The organism is Methylobacterium sp. Leaf89 (genome assembly GCF_001422215.1).
Lineage (GTDB): Bacteria > Pseudomonadota > Alphaproteobacteria > Rhizobiales > Beijerinckiaceae > Methylobacterium.
In genome coordinates, this window is sequence record NZ_LMML01000028.1 from 454,470 (window position 1) to 475,546 (window position 21,077).

Sequence of the window (21,077 nt, forward strand, 5' to 3'; positions counted from 1 at the left end):
GCGCCCGGCGCGGGCGGCCCGGCGTTCGGTCCCGGCCGGGGGGCAATCCGGCGGACGGGCGATCGCGGCTCCCCGGGTGTTGCGCTTTTGTTCTAGGCCGCGACGGGCCGGACGGTCATACTCCCCTCCATGTCGATGACCGTCCGCGCCGCCTTCCTGCTGATAAGCCTCGCGCCACAGGCGGCGACGGCGCAGGTGCCTGGCCGGTCCGAGGCCGGGCTCGCCGCCCTCGAACAGACCTGGCACGCCTGCGTGCGGGACGCGTTCGCGCAGCAGCCGCGGACGCAGAGCCGCGCCGGCTCCCAGCGCAACGCCCTCGATGCCTGCCAGGCCCAGGAAGATGCCTTCGTGGCCGCGGCGATGACGGAGGTCGATGCCGGATCGCGCGAGGCGCGCGCGGGCGAGCCGGCCCGACGTCCCGCCCTGACCGAGCGGGCGCGCGCCTGGGCCGCCTCCGTCGCCAGCGACGTCCTCGATCCGGTCTCGTCCTGGCTCAGCGCCCTGCGCCGGTGAGTGGACGGCCCATCCGGGCCGCCCGAAAGGCCAGGAGGATCCCGGGGACGCCCACGAGGCCGTACAGCACCATCAGGGCCCGTCCGAGGTGTTCGGCGCCGAAGACGGTGTCGGCCAGGAACCCCAGGAGGGGCGGCCCGGTGCCCGAGGCCGTCAGGGTCACGGCGGCGATGAAGAGGGCGCTGACCCGCCCGCGGAGGCTGACGGGCGTGAGGAGCTGCACCCCCGTCACGGCGGGGGGGGCGGTGAACCCGATCACGGCCGTGAGGAGGGTGAAGGCGGCGAGCGAGAGCGTCCGGTCTGCGGCCACCGCCATCACGATCGCGGGCGGCAGGGCCGCCATCAGGCCGAGACCGAGCAGGCGCGAGGCGGCCGCACGCCGGCGCGCCCGCGCCACCCGGTCCAGGAGCAGGCCTGCGGACAGATGGCCGAGCGGACCGCCGATCAGCAGCAGGCCGCCCAGAACCACGCCGCTCTCCGCGGGGCTCATGCCGTGGTTTCGCACGTAGAGGGTCGGCCCCCAGGCGGCCAGGGTCCGACCCATCAGGACGGCGCAGGCCGCGGCCGCGAAGTGGGGCAGGTAGATCCGCCGCCGCCGCAGGATCCACGCCCAGGCGGGGTTCAGCCCCGCCCTGGCGGCGGGTGGCGCCCGCGGCAGCCGGACGGCCACCGCGCCGAGGATCAGCACGAGGTTGGGCAGGCAGGCGAGCAGGAACAGGGCGCGCCAGGGCGGCAGCGGGTCGAGGCCGGGAAACGCCAGGCCGCCGCGCAGGACGAGCCAGGCCAGGACCGCACCGCCGGCGAGCAGGGCGAAGCTCTGCCCGAGGCTGCCTCCCGCCGTGTACAGCGACACGTTCCGGGCCATGCGGCCCTGCTCGGAGCCGTGGGCGATGAGCGACAGCGAGGCCGGCGCGAGACCGGCCTGTCCCAGTCCGAGGACGAACCGGCTGAGGAACAGCACCGCGAAGGAGCCCGCGAGTCCGAATCCGAGGGTCGCCAGGGTCCAGAGGCCGATGCTGGCGAGCAGGATCGTCCGCTGGTGCCCCCGATCCGCCAAGCTGCCGAAGAGCGGCATGGTCAGCGCGTACAGGATGACGAAGGCCGAGCCGTGGAGCAGGCCGAGCTGGGCGTCGCTGAGGGCGAGGTCCTGCTTCACCGGGGTCGTCACGAGGGTGATCAGGAAGCGGTCGCTGGCCGCCGAAAGCTGCGCGAGGATGAGCAGGACCAGGGGGCCGAACCCCAGGACCCTGCGTGCCGGAGCCGTGAGCGGGCGCCGTCCGGCGGTCTCGCTCATACGGTCCGCGACGCGCGAGGGGCGGTCCGCGACGCGCGAGGAGGCCGACGCACGCCGGAGTCGAGGGGCATCAGTAGAGCTCGCTGTGCCAGGCCGCGAGGGGCCAGGATCGATCGCCCCGGGCATGCGGGTCGCCGCGCAGCTGCTGGATATGGGTCCGGAACTGTCCGGGCGGGCGGCCGAACGCCGTCCGGAAGGCGCGGTTGAAATGCTGCTCGCTGGCAAAGCCGTAGGCGTAGGCGAGGGTGGCGATCGAGCGCGTTTCGCCCTGGCGCCGGAGGGCATCGCGCACCCGTTCCAGGCGGCGCTGCTGCACGAAGCGCGCGACCCCGCCATCCGGCAGGAAGGCCCGGTAGAGGCGACTCCGCGAGATCCCGAGTTCCGCCGCGATGGTCTCGGCGCTGAGGTCGCGATCCGCGAGGTGCCGCTCCACGTGGGCCTCGGCCTCGCGGCGGCGGGCGGCGTCGTCGGGGCCATCGTGGACGGCGGCCCAGACGATCGCCTCGGTGGGGGCGGCATGGCCGCGCAGCGCGGCGGCCAGCAGCATGCCGAGGACCGCGCTCGACCGCGAGACCACCGAACCGTCGAGGGTCTCCGAGCGGCGGGTCAGGGACACGATGAAATCGGCCACGAGGCCGCCCACGGTCTCCGGAAGGATCGCCCCATGGAATTTGCGCAGGTCGGGGACCAGGGGCTCGATGAGCTCGCGCGCCACCGGCGTCGAGATCTGCCGCACGCGGTGCGCCCGGCTCTGGTGCGGCAGCGTGTTGTCGCAGACCAGGATCTCCCCCGGTCGGACGCGGCGCTCGTGCCCGGGCGGGCCAGCCAGGAGGTCGCCCTCGAGGAGCAGGTGGAGCGTGATATGGTCGAAGCCGTCCCGGCGCACCCGCTGCGGGGATCGGCTGTGCTGAAGCCCGTTCAGCTGGCGCTTGAACAGGATCATCCGATCCAGCCGGTAGGCCTGCACCTGCGCGGAGAAATCCGGGCCGATCCGTGCGACATCGGCGCCGCCGGCATAGAGGTCGCGATACGCCTCGAATGCGAACTCCGCACCGACCTCCTGGGTGGAAAAGGCAAACGACGGAAGCGACACGTCTGACTGAACCCGACCGGATGGATCAGAGGGCCCATCGGACAAATCCCAATCGACCCATTCTCACACCCCCCGGGATGGGCGTTCCGAACGCGCGAGACAACTCACGGTTCTGTGATCGATGCAAGAGATCAGTATGAGGGCGCGCCATCCCAGTTGAGCGCGCTGCCGGCGCGGCGGCAAAGGCTTCTTGGTGCCAGCGCCGTCGGCCCAGGACAATAAAACGTTCCGCCTCAGTTTCCACGATGGCGGATCACGACATACCATCGTCGAGGCCGTCGAGGCTGCCGCCGCGCCCGACACGCAAGCAATCGGACGCGCTGCGATCGGCGACCAGGATAAGACCTTCTCCGGGGCCGCCGCCCCCGCACGGCAACGCCTCGGTAACCGTTACGCCCTAACTCTCGCGAACCCCGCCGCCCACCAAACTCCGCGATCCGCACGATGACCAGAGACCAGCTTGCCGCCGAGTTGCTTCGTATTTCCAAGCTGCAACTCAGCGATATCACCCGTGCCGTCAAGAATGGCGAGAAATCCATTGCCTTGAACGAGGTCATCGATCTGGGTCGACGCCTGAACCGCCTCGCGGATGCGGTCGCGGGACGCCCGGCGCCGGTCGCCACGCCCGCGCCCGCCGACGACAGCCTCGTTCAGGCGTGAGCGCCGCATCGGAGTGGCGGGCCGAGCGGAACGTCGCCGCGCGCGCGCGCCTCGACCGCGCCCTGCCGGGCATCTTCCCGGCCCCCGTCCTGCGGCACGCCCTGTCGCGCCCGCTGATCCCGCCGACGCCGCGCCTCGCGGTGGAGAGCTACTGGCGTGCGCATCTCCTGCGCGCGGACCGGCTGGCGCGGGCCCTCGCCACACGCTCGGGCCATCCCGAGGGCTGGACCTGGCGTCTCGGCACCGAGAAGGGATCCGGCCTCGCCGCCACCTTCCGGATGCCGCCCTCGCCCTTCCGGGAGCCGGCCCATGCGCGCGGCAAGGGCCATTGCTGCATCTGCGGGCAGCCGGTCTTCCGCTTCGGTTGGCACCGGGATCTCTGGGGGGCGGGCGTCCCGAACAAGAATGCGCGCTGGCACGCGGCCTGTGTCGCCGCCTGGAAGCTCTGGGTGGCGCCCAGCGACCAGGTGAAGGTTCTGAAAGCGCATCAGCGCCACCGCTGCGCCGCCTCGGGCAAGCGGTTGTTCAAGACCGCCGAGGTCGACCATCGCGTGCCCCTCTACCGCGTCTGGCGGGAGCACCGGGACGATCCCTGGCCGACGCTGCTCGGCTTCTGGGGCGCCCCGAACCTTCAGGTCGTCAACCGCGGGGTCCACGTGGAGAAATGTGGCCGCGAGGCTGGCGAGCGGGCGCTGAGCCGGCAGGTGGCGCTCCTGCGCACCGCCTTCCCGGCGGATCGCGCCGAGGAGGCCGCACCGGAGCGCCTGCCGGTCGACGGGACGGGCTGACGGGCCGGGCGGCCCTGGCCGCTCAGAGGATCCCCTCGATCAGGTCCAGTTCCTGCGCCTCGCCCGCCTCGATGTACCAGTTCTCGGGAGCCCGCTGCAGCACCGTGTCCAGGGTCACCTGCGAGCCCCGGATGAGGTTGGCGAAGCCCTCGTTCTGGATCGCGATGGAGCACTCGATCTCGTGCAGGGCGGCCTTCACGCTGGCGATGCAGGTCGTGAGCGGTCCGTTGAGGACCACCTGCTTGTCGAGCTTGCGCTCGTGGATCATCAGCCGCGTGCCCCGGGTGAGATAGCGGTTCGACCGGGCGAAGAAGCTCATGAAGGTGGTCCCGGCCGAGTAGATCGCGGCCTTGCCGAGGAAGACGAACCGGCGATCGGTCAGGAGGCCGGTCTTGAAGCGGATGTCCTCGCCCATCATCCGGGCGACCTCGGGATCGCCGCCGAGCGTCGTCAGCTCGACCACCACGAGGGTTCGGTCGCCGACCGCGTCGAGCTGGCGGCGGAAATCCCGATACATCTCCTGGTCGACCGTCCCCGACAGGAGGATGGCGGGGGCGTCGAACGCGGATGGCGGCAGGGCGGGGGTATCCATGGGGCACTCCTGGTGGCCGAGGCGCGGCCGTCGCAGCGAGAACGCAAGTTCCCGGCCCAGGATCGGTTGCGTCCGCCGCGGACGGAATGCGTCGGCTCGCCCGCGCCTGTGCCCGCATGGACGAGGAGGTGAAAGCGCGCGAGTCGATCGTCGCCACGCAGATACGGCCACCTGCCGCCAACCGGCGCGTTTCCCATTCCGATCGGACCGGACCCGCTCTAACTCCGGCAGGGCATGGGCGCCGGCGGATTCCGGGTCTGGCGCCGCTCGTCCCGTGGGAGCGTGCCGCAGACGGGCCCTTCCGATCCGATCCTCTCGGAACGGAGAGCCTCGGACCCCCTCGGTGCCGCTCCCTCCGCACCGGTCGACAGGGCGTGCCGCTTCAGTACGGCATGCCGTCATAGGGCTGCCGGCTCGGGCGAGGGCGCGCGCGAACCGGCCGATCGAAGCGGCCCTCGTAGGCGCCCAGATACGGGTCGAGGGCGGGATCGCGGTAGTTGCCGTTGTTCACGCCGGCCGATCGATCGTTGCCGCTCAAGGCGGCGTAGGGCGACAGGCCGTCGCCGCCGCCGCTGCCGCCCCGGGCCAGCGCGCCGCCGCCGAGGCCCAGAACGAGGGTGCCCAGAACGAGGGTGGCGGAGAGCGTGGTGCGTCGGATGGCTGTCGCCATCATCGCATTGTGCGCCATGAGGACCTCCTGTCGCGTTGAGAACGGACGCGTGGCACGGACTTTCGGGCCGGGGCCGCGCGGCCGGAGGATCAGCGCTCGGCCCGCAGGCTCTTGAGGAAGCGGCGTGCGACCTCGCGCACGGCCTCGTCGTCCCGGGTGTCGTCGTCGGCCTTGTCCCAGAGGTGGTCGACGCTCGCCTCTAGGCTCTTGAGCAGGTCCGGATGTTCCTGGGCCAGGAACCGGATCGTTCCGAACAGGAGGTGCTCGGTCGCGAGTTCACGGTGGCGCGCGTCCGCGATTCGGGACTCGGCGGGGGCGGGATCGGTTGCAGCATGGGTCATGCCGACACAACGAACGGCCCCGCCAGCGGTTCAGGGACTCCTGCGGTCGTCGCAAGCTTTCTTTGGCCTCTTCGAAGGATTCCACCCCGTTCCGCGAGGAGGGTCACGGGTCGAAGCACGCAGGCTCAAATCCTCCGACCATGATCCCGTACCCCGATGCTTCCGTTTCGCCGCGGGTTCGGCGAGAACCGGCGGCGCATGGGGGGTCGGCCGATTCGACATCCCTCCACCCTGGATCCTCAGCGAACGCACCGGATGGCACCGATCTCCTCTTCGAACGAGCGTTCCCGCACGCGCGGGTCGGGCCCCCTCCGCTTCGACACGGACCTCGCCGCCGGGATCGGTCTCGCCTTCGTGGCCGGCTTCGTCGACGCGGCCGCCTTCATCGCCCTGACGGGCCTGTTCACCGCCCACGTGACCGGCAACTTCGTGCTGCTGGGGGCCGAACTCGTCTCGACCTCGACCGGCGTGGTCGCCAAGCTCCTCGCCCTGCCGGCCTTCGTGGGGGCGGTCGCGGCCACCCGGCTCCTCGCCCTGGCCCTGGAGCGCCGCGGCCGGGCGCCCCTGCGCTGGCTGCTGGCCCTCGAGATCGCCTTGCTGGCCGCCTTCTGCGTCGTCGGTCTCGCCCTCTCGCCCCTCGGCTCCCCCGATGGCGCGGCGGCGGTGACGGTCGGGATGCTCGGCGTCGCGGCGATGGGAGTCCAGAACGCCATCGGACGCCTCGGCCTCGCGCATCTCGCCGCCACCACGGTGATGACGGTCAACGTCACCCAGGCGGTGATCGACCTTGTCGACTGGGCGCGGGGCGCCGTGCCGCCGGACGGGGCTGCGCGGGGGCGGATGCGCCGGATGCTGCCCGCGGTGCTGGCCTTCGCCGTCGGCGCCCTCGCGGGGGCCTTCGGCGTCGCCGCCGTCTCGTTCGGCTGCCTCGTCATCCCGATCGCGGTGCTCACGGTCCTCGTGCTCCTTCGCGGGGATTGAGCCGCGGCGTGGGATCGGACTCAGGCGCGGCAGGTGAGCAGCCCGTAGGCGGTCACGCGCTGCCAGCCCATGCCCTCGACCGTCGCCATCGGTCTCACATAGGGTTCCGCGAGCGGGAAGACGCGCGCTCCGTCCGGCGGCGCCTGGCCCTCCCGCAGGGGCACCACGATCCAGGCGGGCCCGTCCGCAGCCGCACAGAGCGTCGCGACCGCACCGGCCGGCAGGTCGTCGGCCCGCGGGGGCACCGGAGGCGCGAACGGCCTGCGCTGGGCGTCGGTGGCGAGGCCGAGGGCGATGAGCCGGTCGATCCGCTCGGACCACAGCATCGCCAGAGGGCGCGAGAAGACGATGCTGGCGCCCTGAAGGTTGGTGATCCAGCTCGGGCGGCCCAGCGTCAGCCAGGTCTCGGCCCGCCCGTCCAGCCAGAGCACCTCGCCCGGCCGGCGCGCGATGGCCTCGACGAGACCGGGCAGCAGGGTGCGGTCCTCGATCCGCCGGAACGCCCGCGCCCGCTCGTCCCAGAGGCCCAGGAGGGCGATGACTAGCGCCACGGCCAGGACCGGCCGAGCGACCCGGGACCGCTCAGCGGCGAGCCACGCGAGGCCGGCCCCGAAGGCGAGCGACGGCACGATCGGGAAACTTCGGATCAGGCTAAGGCCGAGATGGGCGCCCTCGGTCCGGTTCGCGGCGAGCCAGCCGAGGGCGAGCGTTTCGAGGAGGAGGCGGCCGGCGACGAGGAGGCCGACCAGACCCAGGGTCGCGCGCATCAGGCCGCGCGACGGCGCTAGCCGGTCCCGGCGGAGTGCCGCGTGGACCCCGACGGCGAGGAGGCCGGCGGCCGCCGCGATGGGCAGGTCGGTGGAGAACACCCAGGCGAGCCCCAGGAGGGCGAGGGTGATCCGGTCGCCCGGCGTCCCACGCGGGAGGATGCTGGCGCACAGGCCCAGGGCGGCGGCGCCGAGGACGGAGGTCACCCAGAGGAAGCGCCAGGGCTGGACCTGGATCACCAGGAGCGACGACCATTGCTCCTCGAACACCGTGGTGGCCGCCACCCCGCCGGCGCCCGCCAGGAGCGCGGCCAGGAGGAGCCTCCGAGCCCGGATCGGAACGCGGGTCGCGGCGACGAGGATCGTGGCGGCCTGCACGAGGGGCGGACCCCAGGCCTGGCTCGGCCAGAGCGTGGGGAAGAGGTCGGCACAGCGCTGGCGCAGGATCTCGAGGAAGGCGGGATCGACGGGCTGCAGCAGGCGCGCGAACAGCGGCACGCCGAGGCGGGCGGCCACCAGGATGGCGAGGAGACCCGGGACCAGGACCAGCAGCCAGCGCCGGTTCTCCGCCACCAGGGCGAGGACGAGCACCGCCAGGCCGGCCAGCCCCATGATCGGGTGGACGAGGCCTCCCAGGGCCATGAAGGCCAGGGCCCCTGCGCGGCGGCCGGACAGGCTCGCCGCGAGACCGGCGAGGACCGCCGCCTCCGCGAGCGTCCGGGGCGTCGCCAGCGCCTCGCCGACGCGGAAGATGCCGGGATAGCCGTAAGAGGCGGGCAGGACCGCCATCGCCGCGAGGACGACCCAGCGCCGCCGGCCGGCGCCCAGGGCCGCGGCCAGGGCCGAGGCGGCGCAGAACCAGGCGATCAGCCCGACGAGGCTGACGGCCAGGGCCGCCGGACCGGGCCCCAGCGCCCCCACCAGCGCCCGTAAGGCGACGGGGAACAGGCTGAAGCGCGACTGCCCATCATGGGTGAACATGAGGTCGCGTCCGACCCCGTCCGGATCGAGGTCGGCGAGGGCCCGCCCCACGTAGATGCGGGCATCGCCGTCGATCCCCTCGTAGGGATGCAGCAGGAGATAGAGACCCCCCATGCCGAGCGCCGGCCAAGCCGAGCGGCGCAGGACCGCCGCCCAGCGCGGAACGGCTCCGGGCATGGGGACGGTATCCGGGACGGCCACCAGGGGGTCGGAGGTCCCGGACGCCGCGCGCATCGTCAGGCTGCCCGGCGCGGCACCATGCGCTCGCTCGTCAGGGCGTCCTGTGCGCCCGAGACGCCCGCCTCGGTGTATTCCGCATCCTCGTTCACGCACCACGGATCGTAGCGGCGCTCCCCGGCGAGGATGTTCTCCACCGTGAGCATCGCGGTCATCATCGCGTGGTCCTGGTTGTTGTACTTGTGCATGCCGTTGCGCCCGACGAGGTGCAGGCTCGGATAGGCCTGTTCGAGGTCCCGCCGGATGGTGGCGACGTGGGCCTTGTAGTCCTCGTCGTAGACCGGATAGGCCTTGGGCTGACGCACGACGCAGGCGTCGACCACGTCCTCGGAGCGGATCAGCCCGATCTGGCCGATCTCGCGCTTGGCCAGCGCGATGAGGTCGGTATCGGACTGCGCCCAGAGCCCGTCGCCCTCGAAGCAGAAATACTCCAGGCCGAGGCAGGTATGCGCCGCGTCCGGCACCATCTCGGGCGACCACGAGCGGAAGTTCTGCACGCGCCCGACCTGCACGGACGGATCGTGGATGTAGATCCAGTTGTCGGGGAAATTCCGGTCCGAACGCGCGATCAGCGCCACGGTGAGGAAGTCCCGGTACTGCAGGGCGCGGGCCTGGAAGGTGCTGATCGGCGCGGGCGAGAGCGATCCGACGAGTTCGCGCAGCGGCGCCGAGGAGATGACGTTGCGCGCCGTGAAGGTCTCGCGGGTGCCGTCGGCGGCCTTGGCCGTCACGGTCCAGAGGCCGGTCCGGACCTCGTAGTGCAGGCCGTCCACGCCCCGGTCGAGGCGCAGCGTTCCGCCCTGGGCCGCCACCTTCGCGGCGGCCGCCTCCCACATCATGCCCGGCCCCTTGCGGGGATAGCGGAAGGACTCGATCAGCGTCTTGATCACGGGCTCGCCGGCGCGCGGCGCCCTGCGCAGGCCGAGGGAGCGAACCAGCGCGTCGCGGATCGCAGCCCCGAGATCGAGTCCGTTGATGCGCTGGGCCGCCCAGTCCGCCGAGATGGCGTCGCAGGACATGCCCCAGACCTTCTCCGTGTAGGTCTTGAAGAAGATCGAGAACAGACGTTCGCCGAAGCGGTTGCGGACCCAGTCGTGGAAGCTCTTCGGCTCCGCGATCGGACGGGCGCGGGCATAGAGGTAGGAGGCGACGCAGGCGGTGCTCTCCAGGATCCCAAGGTTGCGCAGGGCCTCGAAGGCCTTGAGCGGATAGGCGTAGTACTTGCCCTTGTAGAAGATCCGCGACAGGCGCGGCCGCTCGATGAAGTCGTCCGGCAGCAGCTCGTCCCAGAGATCCACCACGGCCTTCGATTTCGAGAAGAAGCGGTGACCGCCGATATCGAACAGGTAGCCGTTATGCGCGACCGTGCGGCTGATGCCGCCGACCTGGGCCGGATCCTTCTCCAGGACCGTCACCGAACGCCCGGCCTTCGTCAGCAGATAGGCGGCGGTCAGGCCGGCGGGTCCCGCCCCGATCACGAGCGTTTCCGAGTGGTGGCTCATCGGGCAGGACCGTCAAGTTAACCGAAGGACGACACACCTCCGGGATAGCGCGCGAGTGGTTAAGGAAGCCCTGTCTGCGCCGGGGCGGGGGCCTCCGCGCGCAGGGCCCCCGGGGTCCCGCGGTACGCGGTGGCCCTCCCGCCGTCGGCCCGGCGCCCCATATGCGCACGGTCCTCCCGCCGTTCGGAACCGCCTTGCTCAAGATCGCCGCTCTCGCCTTCGTCCTCCTCTATCTCGCGCCCATCGCGATCTCCGCCGCCCTCTACGCCCGCCAGACCCGCGGGGACTGGCGCTCCGCCGACCGGTCCAGCACCGGCCTCCTGCCGCCGGCCGCGACCCACCCCGAGGCGATCGTCCGGATCTTCTCGGCGCGGACGGTGAGTTGGCGCGGCATCCTCGCCACCCACAGCTGGATCGTCGTCAAGGAGGCGGGGGCCTCCGCCTATCAGCGCTTCGACTACACGGCCTGGGGCCAGCCGATCTGGATCGACCGATTCGTGCCCGACGGGCGCTGGTTCGGAAGCGTTCCCGACACCATCGTGGCCGCCGACGGTCCCACCGCGGAGGCGATGATCCCGCGCATCCGGGAGACGATCCGGACCTACCGCTACGCGCAGCCGGGCGATTACACGGTCTGGCCGGGTCCGAACTCGAACACCTTCGTGGCCGCCGTGATGAGCGCGGTGCCCGAGATGGCGGCGAGCCTGCCGGCCACCGCGATCGGCAAGGACTTCCCCTACGACGGCCGCTGGATCGGCCTGACGCCGTCGCGAACCGGCCTGCGGCTCAACCTCGGCGGCTATCTCGGGCTGACGGTGGCTTGGGTCGAGGGCCTCGAGGTGAACCTGCTCGGTGCCGTGGCGGGACTCGATCTGCGGCGTCCGGCCCTCAAGCTTCCCGCCCTCGGTCGCGTGGGATGGTGACGGGCTCGGCCCCCACCGGGCTCCCTCGAACCATCCGACCGATGGACCGTTTCATGGCATCGGGAGGTGTGCTCATGACCGTCGTGGCTTCGAACAAGATCTGGCTGGAAGGCAGTACCGCCCGGACCGATGGGCTCCCGGTTTCCGCCAATCCCTATCCGGCCGGATCGCAGGAGAGCGCGGACTGGCTGGAGGGCTACACCACCGTCGAGGCCGAGCAACTCGGCGTCAGTCCGGATGCCGGCGAGAACATGTAGGCCCGGCAGGGGCGGGTGATCTCCGCTAGCGCGTCAGGCTCGCCTTCACCGTTCCGGTCGTCGCCGGCTCGGCCAGGGCGGCGGCGAAGGGATTCAGTCCCCTCTGGTCGACCACGCTGGCCGAGTACAGCGACAGGGCCGCCAGTAGACCGATTCCCAACGTGGCCTTCAGAACCGTCCAGAGGCGGCCGGTAGCGGAGCGCATGGTTCCATCCCTGACGTGGCGTTCAGGCTGCTTCGGCCGGGTTCGTGGCGCCATGATGGCCGGCCGCGGGAACGCGCCGCCCCGAGGGGGCGACGGGGGCCAGGGTCACGGGCGGTTTCGGGTGTCGCGGATGGCCACGGGACACCATCCCGAGCCGTCCCGGTACAGCGACGGCAGCGCGGAGGCGAGGTATCGCGATCGACGTGCGTCGGCGAACCCGGATCCGCGGCGCCGCCACGAGCGGCTCCAGGGTCCGTCGCTCTCGTCACCGGCGTCCCCGCCCCGGAATGCGCATCCTCGGCGGCGATCCGGGGCGAGGATGCGCCGAGTTCAAGGGCTCGGCACGGGCCGCGGCCTGCGACTCCTTGCTTGGGCGTCGGCAAGGAACGCCCGTCGCTGCGAGACATTCACTGCTCACATTCAGACAGTCGTGGCATACCAACGGGGTTCCCCGCATGCGCAACCATATCACGCCCGACCATCGCGCCCTGTCGGGGCCATCGATCGAGGCGGGTCAGAGTTCCGGTTCCGCCGCCCCGACCCAGCGCCTCGAGCGGCTTCACGACCAGCACGGCGGGCCTGTGGCCGGCCCACCGTCCAGGCCGCCCGGCGCCCGCGTCTCGCCGGCTTCCGACTTCGAAGGCTTCGGCTCGTTTTCCTGAGCCGAAGCCCGCACCGGACCGCGTCCCCGACGCGATCATTCGCCCTCACAGGATTTTTTCGATGACCACCCTGACCCATCTCGATGCCACACCCCGCCAGACCACGAACGATGTCCGCAACGTCGACGCCAATCGGACCGGGCCGCACAGCACGTCGATGAACCGCGAACACCGCGTCGGAAACACCGTCGACCAGGTGGATCAGGTCAGCAGCGTGACCCTGCTCGGGTTTGCGGTGGCGGGATCGATCGTGATGCTCGCCGCCCATTGGCTGGTGGGCTGAACCTCCGGGGCGACCGGCGGTCGCCGATCGATCGTAGCTGCATGGACGGACCGATGACCCGCACCCTTCTGACCCTCGCCGCCTTGGCAATTGCCCTGTCCGCCTCCCCCCTGACGCATCCGGCCTCGGCGGAACCGCTCGCGCCCACCGGCGGAGCGGGAAATACCGGGGTCACCACGCCGTCCATGGCCCCGGGCGCCGCGCCGCGGGCCAGCGACGCCGTGGGTCGCCCCGCACCGAACGTCGTGGGCAATCCGAGCCCCAATTCCATTCCCGGAAGCAGCCCGGGCCTGAACATCGGCGGCACGCCAACCAGCGGGCCGCCCGGGACCGGTGGTGCGGCGGGCGGCCCTTCGATCGGCAACCAGTAGCGGGGCAGCCCGGCGCCGCCCCGGTTCAAGGGCGACACGCCCGGCTGCCGTCCATCGGATAGGGCGTGACGACGGCAATCCAGGTCGAGGCCCTGCCGCCCGCGCATGCCCGACAGCAGGCACCGCGCGTCGGCGCGTCGCCCGGAGAGGCGCCATCCGGCCCACGGAGTTCGCGCAGCCATCGGATGATTCCGGCTCGGCCGTTCGTCTATCTCATGCCTCCCGAAACCCGGGGGCTGTTACCTTGACACCCGCGCGGTTCACGCCGTGGCGGGTGTTTTTTCTGGCTTCGCCCTGGGACATCGTCAGGAATCGTCCGGCGTGACGGGCATTGGGCCGATCGACCGACCGGCCGGCTCGTCCGCCCTGCGCAGGATGGGCGCGCGACTCTATCGCTGAACGCGGCAACGCCCGTCGCGACGAGGCGATCGGACGGGTCTGCGAGATCTGCGATGCCGCGCGAAGATCTGCGCAGCGCCGGCGTCCGATTGTTATCCGAGACAGGTCTCGAAAGGGACAGGGGCCCGAGTAAGGCGATCTTCGCATGCGACAGCGAAGATCCCGGCCGTGCGAGCCGACCCTGACCGCCAATGGTCGGAACGCCAATCCATCGCGGGGATGCTGCCGGTGCGACGCACGTCCTCCTCGGTGCCAGCATCCGCGGGGGGGCGTCCGTCGAATGCCTTCCCCGGTTCTGCGAAAGCTCCGACGCGTTTTTCGGTTCCTGTTGCTGGATTGTTGCTGCGAATCGTCCACGATTCGTGTCGAATTCCTCCGTTGAGGTCGACGCCCGATCAACCGTTAGGTCTCACCGCGCCCGCCCGGCTCCGGCCGCGGCGGGTTTTGATTGGCAAGTTCCGATTCGCAAGTTCCGATCGACAGGTTCCGATGGGAACGACGAAGGCGGACCGGCTGTTGCCCTGGTAATCTCGCCATCAGGACACCCCATGATCAGAACTGCCGCCCTCGCCCTCAGCGCCTCCCTCTTCAGCCTGTCCGCCCTGGCCCAGCCCGCCACGGCCCCTGGCGCCGCCCCCGGCCAGCCGCGCGGTACCGTGGTCCAGGGCCAGCCGAACACCACGGGCAACGACCCGAGCGTGTCCGTCTCCCGGGGTGCGACCGGTGCCGAGACGGCGACGACGGACTCGGCCGCGGGTGGAAATGCCGGCAAGCCCGAGCAGGCCGTCCCCAACAGCAGCGCCGGGGGCCGTTGACGCCTGACGGCCTTCGGCAAGGCCTGTTCTTGACAAGTCCCGACCGACCCGCCCGGCTCCAGCCGCGGCGGGGTTCTTCATGCCCGGGGGTCAAGCCACCGGGGGCCGCCTCAGCCGACGTCGACGTCGATGTCGAACGCCATGCCGCGGCCCGGCCCCTGGTCGGCATAGTCGACGAGGGCATAGCCGCGCTCGCGCAAGGCGGCCTCGAGACCGTCCCGGTGCTTTCTGAACGTCTGCCCGATCGCCAGAGGCGTCAGGCGCGGATGGCTCTGTCGAAGCTGGTCGACGCCGATGCTCAAAGGCGCGCCCTCGCGGTCGGCGATGCGGATGAGGGCGGATGCCAGATCCGCGGCCTTGGTCTCGGCCGCCGATTTCGCCTTGAATGCCATGATCGGATCCTCTTCTCGTATCATCCGTGATGAGGACCGGCCCGTGTGGATCCCGCCTCGTGCCGGCCACCCCATCGCCCCCGGTGATCGAGTGGGCGGTCCGCGCCCTGCTGGGTTCGCCGGGCAAACGGAACGCGCCGAGCGTCCGCGCCCTCCGGCCCTTTCACCCGGCGTGGGAGAGGGGCCGAGCGCCCGTGCCCGGATCGATACCGGGCCGGTGGCCGCCCCAACACATGTTCTTCCTTCGTTCTAGCAGATGCCGGGGCGGGATGCACGGGAGAACCGGCAGTCCCTCCAGACCCGAGGCGCGCCGGTCGGGCCTGCCTTTACGGCAACCAGGAGCTCGACGATGATCGAGGAACGGGAAGGGCGGGGTCCTCTACAACTAGGCTATAGCATCCCAATCACAAAGTCGTGTCTGAGTCTGCCACTTTCAATCCGCGATAAAAACCGCGGACGACCATGATAACATCAAGCAAGAGTAACGCGGCGTTCACTGAAGCTTTTGACGAAGACATAAGGTCTCCCGGGCTAAATGCATCCCATGATGCTCACCCTCGCAACGCTTCTGGAAAGCCAGGCCGTCGTCTCCGTCCTGGCTGCAGCGACGATCTGCACCCTGAGTGCCTGGCTGACGGTGCACCTGCTCCGGAAGGCCGAGGCCGCGCCGGCGACCCGACGCGGACGATGGCTGGTGGGCACGGCCCTCGCCGCCGGGCTCGGAGTCTGGACCACGCACTTCCTGGGCATGCTCGGATATCGGACCGACGTCATCTTGGGCTTCCATTCCGGGACCACGATCGCGTCCGCCCTGATCGCCGTGGTGGCGGTGGGCGTGCCCTTCGCGCTCTCGGCCCTGCCGAAGGGTCGCCCGGCCCGGGGCCTCCTGGGTGCCGTGGCGGGGCTCGGCATCGGCGCGATGCACATCACCGGCATGTCCGCCCTCGAAGGCTGCACCCAAAGCCAGTCGGACACGGCCAACGCCCTGGCCTACCTGCTGGGGGCGGGGGTGATGGCGGGGGCGCGCCTCCTCCCCGAGCGCCGGCCCTTCGATGCGATCGCCTGCGCGCTCATCGTCCTGGCGGTGTGTGGAACACACTTCACCTCCCTGGCCGGGACGGTGCTGGAGGGGCAACCCACCGCGACGCTCGGCCCGAACGTCCAGGTGGCGCTGAGCATCCTGACCGCCGCCGGTGCGGCGATCCTCATCACGGGTGCCTTCGTCGCCCTGGCGGCGACCCGGCGCTTCGAGGCCCAGGAACAGGCCCACCTGAACGTCCTGGCGACGGCGCTCCAGAACATGTCCAACGGCATCCTGAAGATCTCGTCCCAGGGATCCATCGAACTCTACAACCAGCGCCTCCTCGGCATGCTCGATCTGGCTCCGGACGCCGTCCGGGTCGGGATGCACCTCGAGGACTTTCTCAAGGCCACGGGTGATTCCAACGGATGGGATGCCGAGCGCACCGCCCGTGTGGCGGGCAACCATTGGCTCTGGATGGGCAAGGACGAGGAGACCCGGATCGAGCACCTCTTCGACGACGGCCGGATCCTGTCGATCGCCTGCCAGCCCGTCGCCGACGGCGCCGTCCTGACCTACGACGACGTGACCCGGGACCGGCGCGCCCAGGCGGAGATCTCGCAACTGGCCTATCACGACCCCCTGACGGGTCTGTGCAACCGGCGCGCGCTCAACGAACGGATGCTCGCCGTGCATCAGACGGGGGCTCGATCCACCCTGCTCCTGCTCGATCTCGATCGGTTCAAATTCGTCAACGACACCTTCGGCCATGCGGTCGGTGACCAGTTGCTCGTCGCGGTGGCGGGCCGGCTGCGCGCGCTCATCGGCGAGGCGGACTTCATCGCCCGGCACGGCGGCGACGAACTCGCGATCCTCACGGCGGGCGATACGGCCTCGGCCAAGGCCCTGGCAGACCGGATCGTGGCGGAGATCGAGAAGCCTTACATCCTCGCGAGCATGACCGTGGTCGTCGGCTGCAGCATCGGCGTGTGCGGCCTCGACGACAGCACCAGTCCCAGCGACCTGATGCAGCGAGCCGATATCGCCCTGTACGAAGCCAAGCGCCGGGGCCGCGGGGTGGCGGTCGGCTACCAGCCCGGCATGATCGAGGCGATCGCCGCCCGCGGCCATCTCGAGAACGATCTGCGCGGGGCGCTCGCCCTGCGGCAGTTCTATCTCGTCTATCAGCCGATCCTGTCGCTCACGACCGACCGGATCGTCTCCTGTGAAGCCCTGATCCGCTGGAACCATCCGCATCGTGGACTGGTCTCGCCGGATGAGTTCATCCCCCTCGCCGAGGAGACCGGGCTGATCGTTCCGATCGGACAATGGGTGCTGGAACAGGCCTGCCGGGAGGCTGCGAACTGGCCGGACGCGCAGCATCTGGCCGTCAACGTGTCCGCGGTCCAGCTCCGTTCGCCCCTCCTGCTGACGCATGTCGCCGAAGCCCTGGCCGCGAGCGGCCTGCCTGCGAGCCGGCTCGAACTCGAACTCACGGAGACGGCGCTTGTCGAGGACGGGCGGCAGATCGCCCATACCCTGGACGCTCTGCGCCGGGTCGGCGTCAAGATCGCGATGGACGATTTCGGGACGGGCTACTCCTCCCTTGCCCACCTGCGCGATCTTCCCCTCGACCGGATCAAGATCGATCGCAGCTTCGTCGCCGCGGCGCTGGACGACCGGCAATCCCTGGCGGTCATCAAAGCGGTGACGCAGATGGGCCGCGACATGAACATCCCGACCCTGGCGGAGGGCGTGGAGAGTCGCGAGCAACTCGATCTCCTCCGGGCGATCGGCTGCGACGCGGTCCAGGGCTACCTGATCGGCCGGCCCTCCCGTCGCCAGACGGTCGCCTACCCGGAGGGCGGCGCCCGCGCGGCGTAGGCGCCGGACCGCCCCGCAGCCCGCCTTGGTCGGCCGCCGGTGGATGGGGTGCAACCGCCCAGGGGCTGAACCCCCAGGCGTCCGGTTGTGTGAATGTTAACCCAAGGCGGGTGATCGATCAGGATGCGGCGCGTTCGGGACCTATCGGGATCCTTACGCGCCCAGGGGCGTCTTCCGCCCGGTCCAGGTAGAGCGATGCAGAACGATCCACGGCTGTTCAGCCTGCCCCGCTGGCGCGTGACACGGTGGCTGACCGATGCGGGCCACGAGGTCCCCGACGAGATCCGCAAGGCCCTGGTCGCGAGCCTGTTCGGGACGCTGCCGATCTTCGCCGGGGGCGTCCTAAACACTCTGGCGGTCTCGGCGCTCGTGGCCTCGCGGATTCCGCAGAGGCCGTTCCTGCTCTGGTGTGTGCTGGAGTGCGGCATCTGCCTCACCCGCCTCCTGGTGCTCGTCATCGCGCAGCGGGCCGCCGCCGCGCGCCGCAAGACGCCGACCGACCTCTATATCCTGCTCGGCCTCGCCTGGGCCGCCAGCGTCGGCTACGGGACCTTCATCAGCCTGACCAGCGGGGACTGGGTCGTGGCGACCCTGGCCTGCCTCTCCGCGGCGGCGATGGTCGGGGGCATCTCGTTCCGCAACTTCGGCGCGCCGCGGCTCGCCGGGGCGATGATCGTTCTGACGCTCGGCTCCTGCTGCCTCGCCGCGCCCTTCACCGGGGAGCCGCTCCTCCTCATCACGTTCCTGCAGATCCCGTTCTACCTTGCCAGCATGAGCGCGGCCGGGTTTCGCCTGAACCGGATGCTGGTGGCCACCATGCAGGCCGAGCGCGACCATGCGTTCCGGGCCCGGCACGACAGCCTGACCGGCCTTCTGAACCGGGCCGGGCTGGCGGACGCGATCGCAGCGCGGCGCGATGGTCTCACGGCCCTGCTGTATCTCGACCTCGATGGCTTCAAGGCCATCAACGACACGCATGGCCACGCCGCGGGCGATCAGCTGCTCCAGGCCGTCGCGGAGCGCCTGCGGTCCAGCGCGCGACCGCAGGATATGGTCGCGCGCATCGGCGGCGACGAGTTCGTCGTCCTCACCGATGTCCCGGCGCCCGCCGCGCTGATCGCGTTCAGCGACCGGATCGTGGCGCAGATCTCCGTTCCCTTCCCCCTGGATCGCGCGCGGACGGTGCAGGTCGGGGTCAGCATCGGGATCGCGCTGGCGCCCGAGCACGGCACCGACCTGGCGGGCCTGCTCTCCGCGGCCGACGAGGCGCTCTATGCCGCCAAGGCCCTGGGCAAGAGCCGCAGCGCCCTCGCGCCGCAACGCGCGGCGGCCTGACCCGACGGCGGGCGAACGGCCGGGGCGGGCCGACCGCATGCCCGGGTGACGATCGTCGAGGACCGAGTGGCAAGGACCCTATGACGAAGACCCGGTGAGCCCGGCGCCGGAGCGGACGGCGCGCATCCGTGCCGGTCGCCGCGCGCCCGGCGCAGCGTCGTGCGGTGAGCCGGGCGGCACGGCCCCGGTTCCGCAATGGCGGAACCCGGGAGCGCGAACGAACCATGGGAGCGATCGCGGTAAGGCGAGCGACCCGCGCGGCGTCCACCGATTGCAACCCCCTCGCCGGACTTTCCGCAAGCTTCTCGCCCCTCACGGCCCCAGGGCTCACGACCGGGGCTGATGCCCCCCAGAACGCGTACGGGGCGGCGGTGACGGGCACCCGTCCGGCCCGCTCCGTCGGCACGCCTCGCGCTTGCTGCGAGGATATCAGAGGCTTGCGTTTCGGCAGGATGGTCGTTGATCCGGGCGCGGATCAAGGATGTCCGTTGGCTGTGGCATCCCTCCGATGGTGCCCGTCTTCGAAGCCCCAAAGGGGTCTATCGTTTCCGACCCTCAGATCAGGTCCGAGAATACACGATCTGACCAACCCTTGAGATTGGCCCGGCCCGATGGCGTGGGAAGCCGTTCGCCGCGCGGCGGCTTCGGGCCTCTTGGCCCGGGCGTCGTCTTTGTCTGACGGCTTGGTTTTTGTGGGCCACCGATGGCGTCCCGCTCGAACAGGAGACACGCTCCCTGTTCATCCGATATCCAGCCTCGGTCAGCCCATCCGATGAAGCGCCCGTCATAGGCATAAACTTTGTCATCGTGGATGAAGGCCACAGCCTTGCCGCTCCAGAGATAGAGCGAGTGTCCATCGTGGCAGAAGACGGCCTCTCGCCCGGCCTGGTCAAAGAATTCGATCATGGCCGGTGCCGCCCCTCAAGTTGCTGCGTCAGGTCCGACGCGTCATGCCGAGATTCACAGACCTAATCCCGGTCCCGGCTTTCCGGCGTGTCGACGCCATCGGTGACGCGTGCGATGTCGGCCACGGCATCATCGAACTGGACAGGCGCACACTCATATCACGTATTCCAGCTCGTGCCCGATCAGTCTGCGCATGGTTTTTCAAGATCAAAGCCTGCGCTGAGACATGATTTGATCCCGGGTGACGAATGAGGGCTTCGCTATTCCGAAACGCGATTGCGGGAATATTTCTCTGATGCCGGTGTGCATCACGGACGCGAAGAGCGGGCACCGATGCCCTCTCCCGCGGCCATCGCCTGTGGGGATGCATCGTCTGGTCTCGACCCCACCGAGGTATGACGGGCGATCCGCTTCCGTAGCACTTAAGGCAGCGGCCTGCCGTTCCGCTCGATCCGCTTCAAGAGCTGGATTGCTCGACCAAGCGCGAGCATCACAAATCCGCCGATCGTCCCTCCCAGGGCTGGGCCGAGGTAGGCGCCCCCTTCAGATGCCGGTGCTCCCGAAGAGGCGAGCAGGAAGAAGATGCCGAACGCGATGTGCAGCGCTCCGGCGATGTAGAGCGTGAGTTTCACGGGGTACCCTTCAAAATCTTTCGCGGACATGGTGTCCGCACCTACGCCTGCGCGAGCCGTCGTGTGTGCGCTAGTGCTCCGCCTGGTACGCTATCCCATTGCCGGCCACGATATCCGGGCGTCGGCGACGGAGAGAGACGCGCGCTCCCGCCTTGCGACAGCTGGGGGAGGCGCATGCCTCGCTATCACTTCAACGTCTATGACGGCATCGTCCTTCTCGACAAAAAGGGTGTCGAGTTGCCGGACGCTATGTTCGCACGACGAGAGGCTATCCGGTATGCGGGCGTCCTTCTGGAGGAAGGCGCAAGACTCGAAAGCCTTGGTCGGGAATGGCGGATGGAAGTTACCGACGGAACGGAGCTGATCCTATTCCGGCTGGATTTCTTCGTGACGCCCTCTCCAGCCGCAAGTCCGTTGAGAGCCAGTCCGTTGAAAGCGCTTGGTCAATAACCCTGGTCCCTGGATGCCTTCGGGTTGGCTATCCATTTCAGCGGTTGATGGAGGTCCGCTTTAGGTTCGATTTTATCGCCTTTGCTTGCGGGTTCGTGATGCTGTCTGGTTGATCGTAACATG

At 70.2% G+C, this 21,077-nt stretch carries 23 protein-coding genes; 12 read left to right on the forward strand and 11 right to left on the reverse strand.

Features of this window, described 5'->3' with window-relative positions:
- Positions 1-129 precede the first annotated feature (129 nt).
- Positions 130-513 carry a hypothetical protein gene (locus tag ASF18_RS13330; RefSeq protein ID WP_056352204.1) on the forward strand — a complete coding sequence of 128 codons (384 nt, stop codon included), beginning with the start codon at positions 130-132 and terminating at the stop codon, positions 511-513.
- On the opposite strand, the gene ASF18_RS13335 is transcribed toward ASF18_RS13330, so the two are convergent.
- The gene (locus tag ASF18_RS13335) at positions 494-1,807 is read right to left on the reverse strand and encodes an MFS transporter (protein ID WP_056216112.1); all 1,314 of its coding nucleotides are present in this window, start codon (positions 1,805-1,807) and stop codon (positions 494-496) included. The genes ASF18_RS13330 and ASF18_RS13335 overlap by 20 nt on opposite strands.
- 70 nt (positions 1,808-1,877) lie before the next feature.
- Positions 1,878-2,900: a helix-turn-helix domain-containing protein gene (locus ASF18_RS13340; RefSeq protein WP_056216111.1), complete on the reverse strand. Its 1,023-nt coding sequence runs from the start codon at positions 2,898-2,900 to the stop codon at positions 1,878-1,880.
- Positions 2,901-3,344: 444 nt separating this feature from the next.
- Here ASF18_RS13340 and ASF18_RS13345 point away from each other — a divergent pair, with 444 nt between their 5' ends.
- Together ASF18_RS13345 and ASF18_RS13350 are read left to right on the forward strand one after the other, a co-directional pair.
- The gene (locus ASF18_RS13345; protein WP_056216109.1) at positions 3,345-3,560 is read left to right on the forward strand and encodes a hypothetical protein; all 216 of its coding nucleotides are present in this window, start codon (positions 3,345-3,347) and stop codon (positions 3,558-3,560) included.
- Positions 3,557-4,348: a hypothetical protein gene (locus ASF18_RS13350; protein WP_244472698.1), complete on the forward strand. Its 792-nt coding sequence runs from the start codon at positions 3,557-3,559 to the stop codon at positions 4,346-4,348. Before ASF18_RS13345 ends, ASF18_RS13350 begins: the two co-directional genes overlap by 4 nt.
- 22 nt (positions 4,349-4,370) lie before the next feature.
- On the opposite strand, the gene ASF18_RS13355 is transcribed toward ASF18_RS13350, so the two are convergent.
- From ASF18_RS13355 to ASF18_RS13365, 3 genes are all read right to left on the reverse strand, one after another.
- Positions 4,371-4,940 carry a hypothetical protein gene (locus ASF18_RS13355; RefSeq protein WP_056352207.1) on the reverse strand — a complete coding sequence of 190 codons (570 nt, stop codon included), beginning with the start codon at positions 4,938-4,940 and terminating at the stop codon, positions 4,371-4,373.
- Positions 4,941-5,322: 382 nt separating this feature from the next.
- On the reverse strand, positions 5,323-5,610 hold the full coding sequence (locus ASF18_RS13360) for a hypothetical protein (protein WP_156649842.1): 288 nt from the start codon (positions 5,608-5,610) through the stop codon (positions 5,323-5,325).
- An 89-nt stretch (positions 5,611-5,699) separates the two neighbouring features.
- The gene (locus ASF18_RS13365; protein ID WP_056216104.1) at positions 5,700-5,951 is read right to left on the reverse strand and encodes a hypothetical protein; all 252 of its coding nucleotides are present in this window, start codon (positions 5,949-5,951) and stop codon (positions 5,700-5,702) included.
- Positions 5,952-6,206: 255 nt separating this feature from the next.
- Between ASF18_RS13365 and ASF18_RS13370 the strand changes: the two genes are divergently transcribed.
- Complete coding sequence (locus tag ASF18_RS13370) at positions 6,207-6,932, forward strand: YoaK family protein (protein ID WP_082487518.1); 726 nt, start codon at positions 6,207-6,209, stop codon at positions 6,930-6,932.
- Positions 6,933-6,952: 20 nt separating this feature from the next.
- Here ASF18_RS13370 and ASF18_RS25065 read toward each other — a convergent pair whose 3' ends face one another.
- Together ASF18_RS25065 and ASF18_RS13380 are read right to left on the reverse strand one after the other, a co-directional pair.
- On the reverse strand, positions 6,953-8,857 hold the full coding sequence (locus tag ASF18_RS25065; RefSeq protein ID WP_156649795.1) for a hypothetical protein: 1,905 nt from the start codon (positions 8,855-8,857) through the stop codon (positions 6,953-6,955).
- Positions 8,858-8,916: 59 nt separating this feature from the next.
- On the reverse strand, positions 8,917-10,419 hold the full coding sequence (locus tag ASF18_RS13380) for an NAD(P)/FAD-dependent oxidoreductase (RefSeq protein ID WP_056352213.1): 1,503 nt from the start codon (positions 10,417-10,419) through the stop codon (positions 8,917-8,919).
- Positions 10,420-10,580: 161 nt separating this feature from the next.
- Here ASF18_RS13380 and ASF18_RS13385 point away from each other — a divergent pair, with 161 nt between their 5' ends.
- Together ASF18_RS13385 and ASF18_RS13390 are read left to right on the forward strand one after the other, a co-directional pair.
- Positions 10,581-11,342, forward strand: coding sequence for a DUF3750 domain-containing protein (locus ASF18_RS13385; protein WP_056216097.1), 762 nt, complete (start codon positions 10,581-10,583; stop codon positions 11,340-11,342).
- A 74-nt stretch (positions 11,343-11,416) separates the two neighbouring features.
- Entirely contained in the window at positions 11,417-11,599 is a 183-nt protein-coding gene (locus ASF18_RS13390; protein ID WP_056216177.1) for a hypothetical protein, read from the forward strand.
- 25 nt (positions 11,600-11,624) lie between these two features.
- Here ASF18_RS13390 and ASF18_RS13395 read toward each other — a convergent pair whose 3' ends face one another.
- Positions 11,625-11,804: a hypothetical protein gene (locus tag ASF18_RS13395; protein WP_056216095.1), complete on the reverse strand. Its 180-nt coding sequence runs from the start codon at positions 11,802-11,804 to the stop codon at positions 11,625-11,627.
- Between the two features lie 723 nt (positions 11,805-12,527).
- Here ASF18_RS13395 and ASF18_RS13400 point away from each other — a divergent pair.
- The 3 genes from ASF18_RS13400 (at position 12,528) to ASF18_RS13410 (ending at position 14,334) form a co-directional block, all read left to right on the forward strand.
- Positions 12,528-12,749 (forward strand): hypothetical protein, encoded by a 222-nt coding sequence (locus tag ASF18_RS13400; protein WP_056216093.1) that lies wholly within the window; start codon positions 12,528-12,530, stop codon positions 12,747-12,749.
- 53 nt (positions 12,750-12,802) lie between these two features.
- Positions 12,803-13,120, forward strand: a complete 318-nt coding sequence (locus tag ASF18_RS13405; protein ID WP_082487596.1) for a hypothetical protein — start codon at positions 12,803-12,805, stop codon at positions 13,118-13,120.
- 947 nt (positions 13,121-14,067) lie between these two features.
- Complete coding sequence (locus tag ASF18_RS13410; RefSeq protein WP_056352218.1) at positions 14,068-14,334, forward strand: hypothetical protein; 267 nt, start codon at positions 14,068-14,070, stop codon at positions 14,332-14,334.
- A 110-nt stretch (positions 14,335-14,444) separates the two neighbouring features.
- Here ASF18_RS13410 and ASF18_RS13415 read toward each other — a convergent pair whose 3' ends face one another.
- Positions 14,445-14,726, reverse strand: coding sequence for a hypothetical protein (locus ASF18_RS13415; RefSeq protein WP_056275908.1), 282 nt, complete (start codon positions 14,724-14,726; stop codon positions 14,445-14,447).
- Positions 14,727-15,270: 544 nt separating this feature from the next.
- Here ASF18_RS13415 and ASF18_RS13420 point away from each other — a divergent pair.
- Positions 15,271-17,631, forward strand: coding sequence for an EAL domain-containing protein (locus tag ASF18_RS13420; RefSeq protein WP_162239176.1), 2,361 nt, complete (start codon positions 15,271-15,273; stop codon positions 17,629-17,631).
- 195 nt (positions 17,632-17,826) lie between these two features.
- Positions 17,827-18,966, forward strand: a complete 1,140-nt coding sequence (locus ASF18_RS13425; protein ID WP_056352220.1) for a GGDEF domain-containing protein — start codon at positions 17,827-17,829, stop codon at positions 18,964-18,966.
- A gap of 555 nt (positions 18,967-19,521) precedes the next feature.
- Here ASF18_RS13425 and ASF18_RS23055 read toward each other — a convergent pair.
- Both ASF18_RS23055 and ASF18_RS13430 read right to left on the reverse strand, forming a co-directional pair.
- Positions 19,522-19,872, reverse strand: a complete 351-nt coding sequence (locus ASF18_RS23055) for a 4-fold beta flower protein (protein ID WP_082487522.1) — start codon at positions 19,870-19,872, stop codon at positions 19,522-19,524.
- Between the two features lie 422 nt (positions 19,873-20,294).
- Positions 20,295-20,534 carry a hypothetical protein gene (locus ASF18_RS13430; protein ID WP_056352224.1) on the reverse strand — a complete coding sequence of 80 codons (240 nt, stop codon included), beginning with the start codon at positions 20,532-20,534 and terminating at the stop codon, positions 20,295-20,297.
- Between the two features lie 144 nt (positions 20,535-20,678).
- On the opposite strand from ASF18_RS13430, the gene ASF18_RS23060 reads away from it, so the two are divergent.
- Entirely contained in the window at positions 20,679-20,954 is a 276-nt protein-coding gene (locus ASF18_RS23060) for a hypothetical protein (protein WP_082487524.1), read from the forward strand.
- Positions 20,955-21,077: the final 123 nt, after the last annotated feature.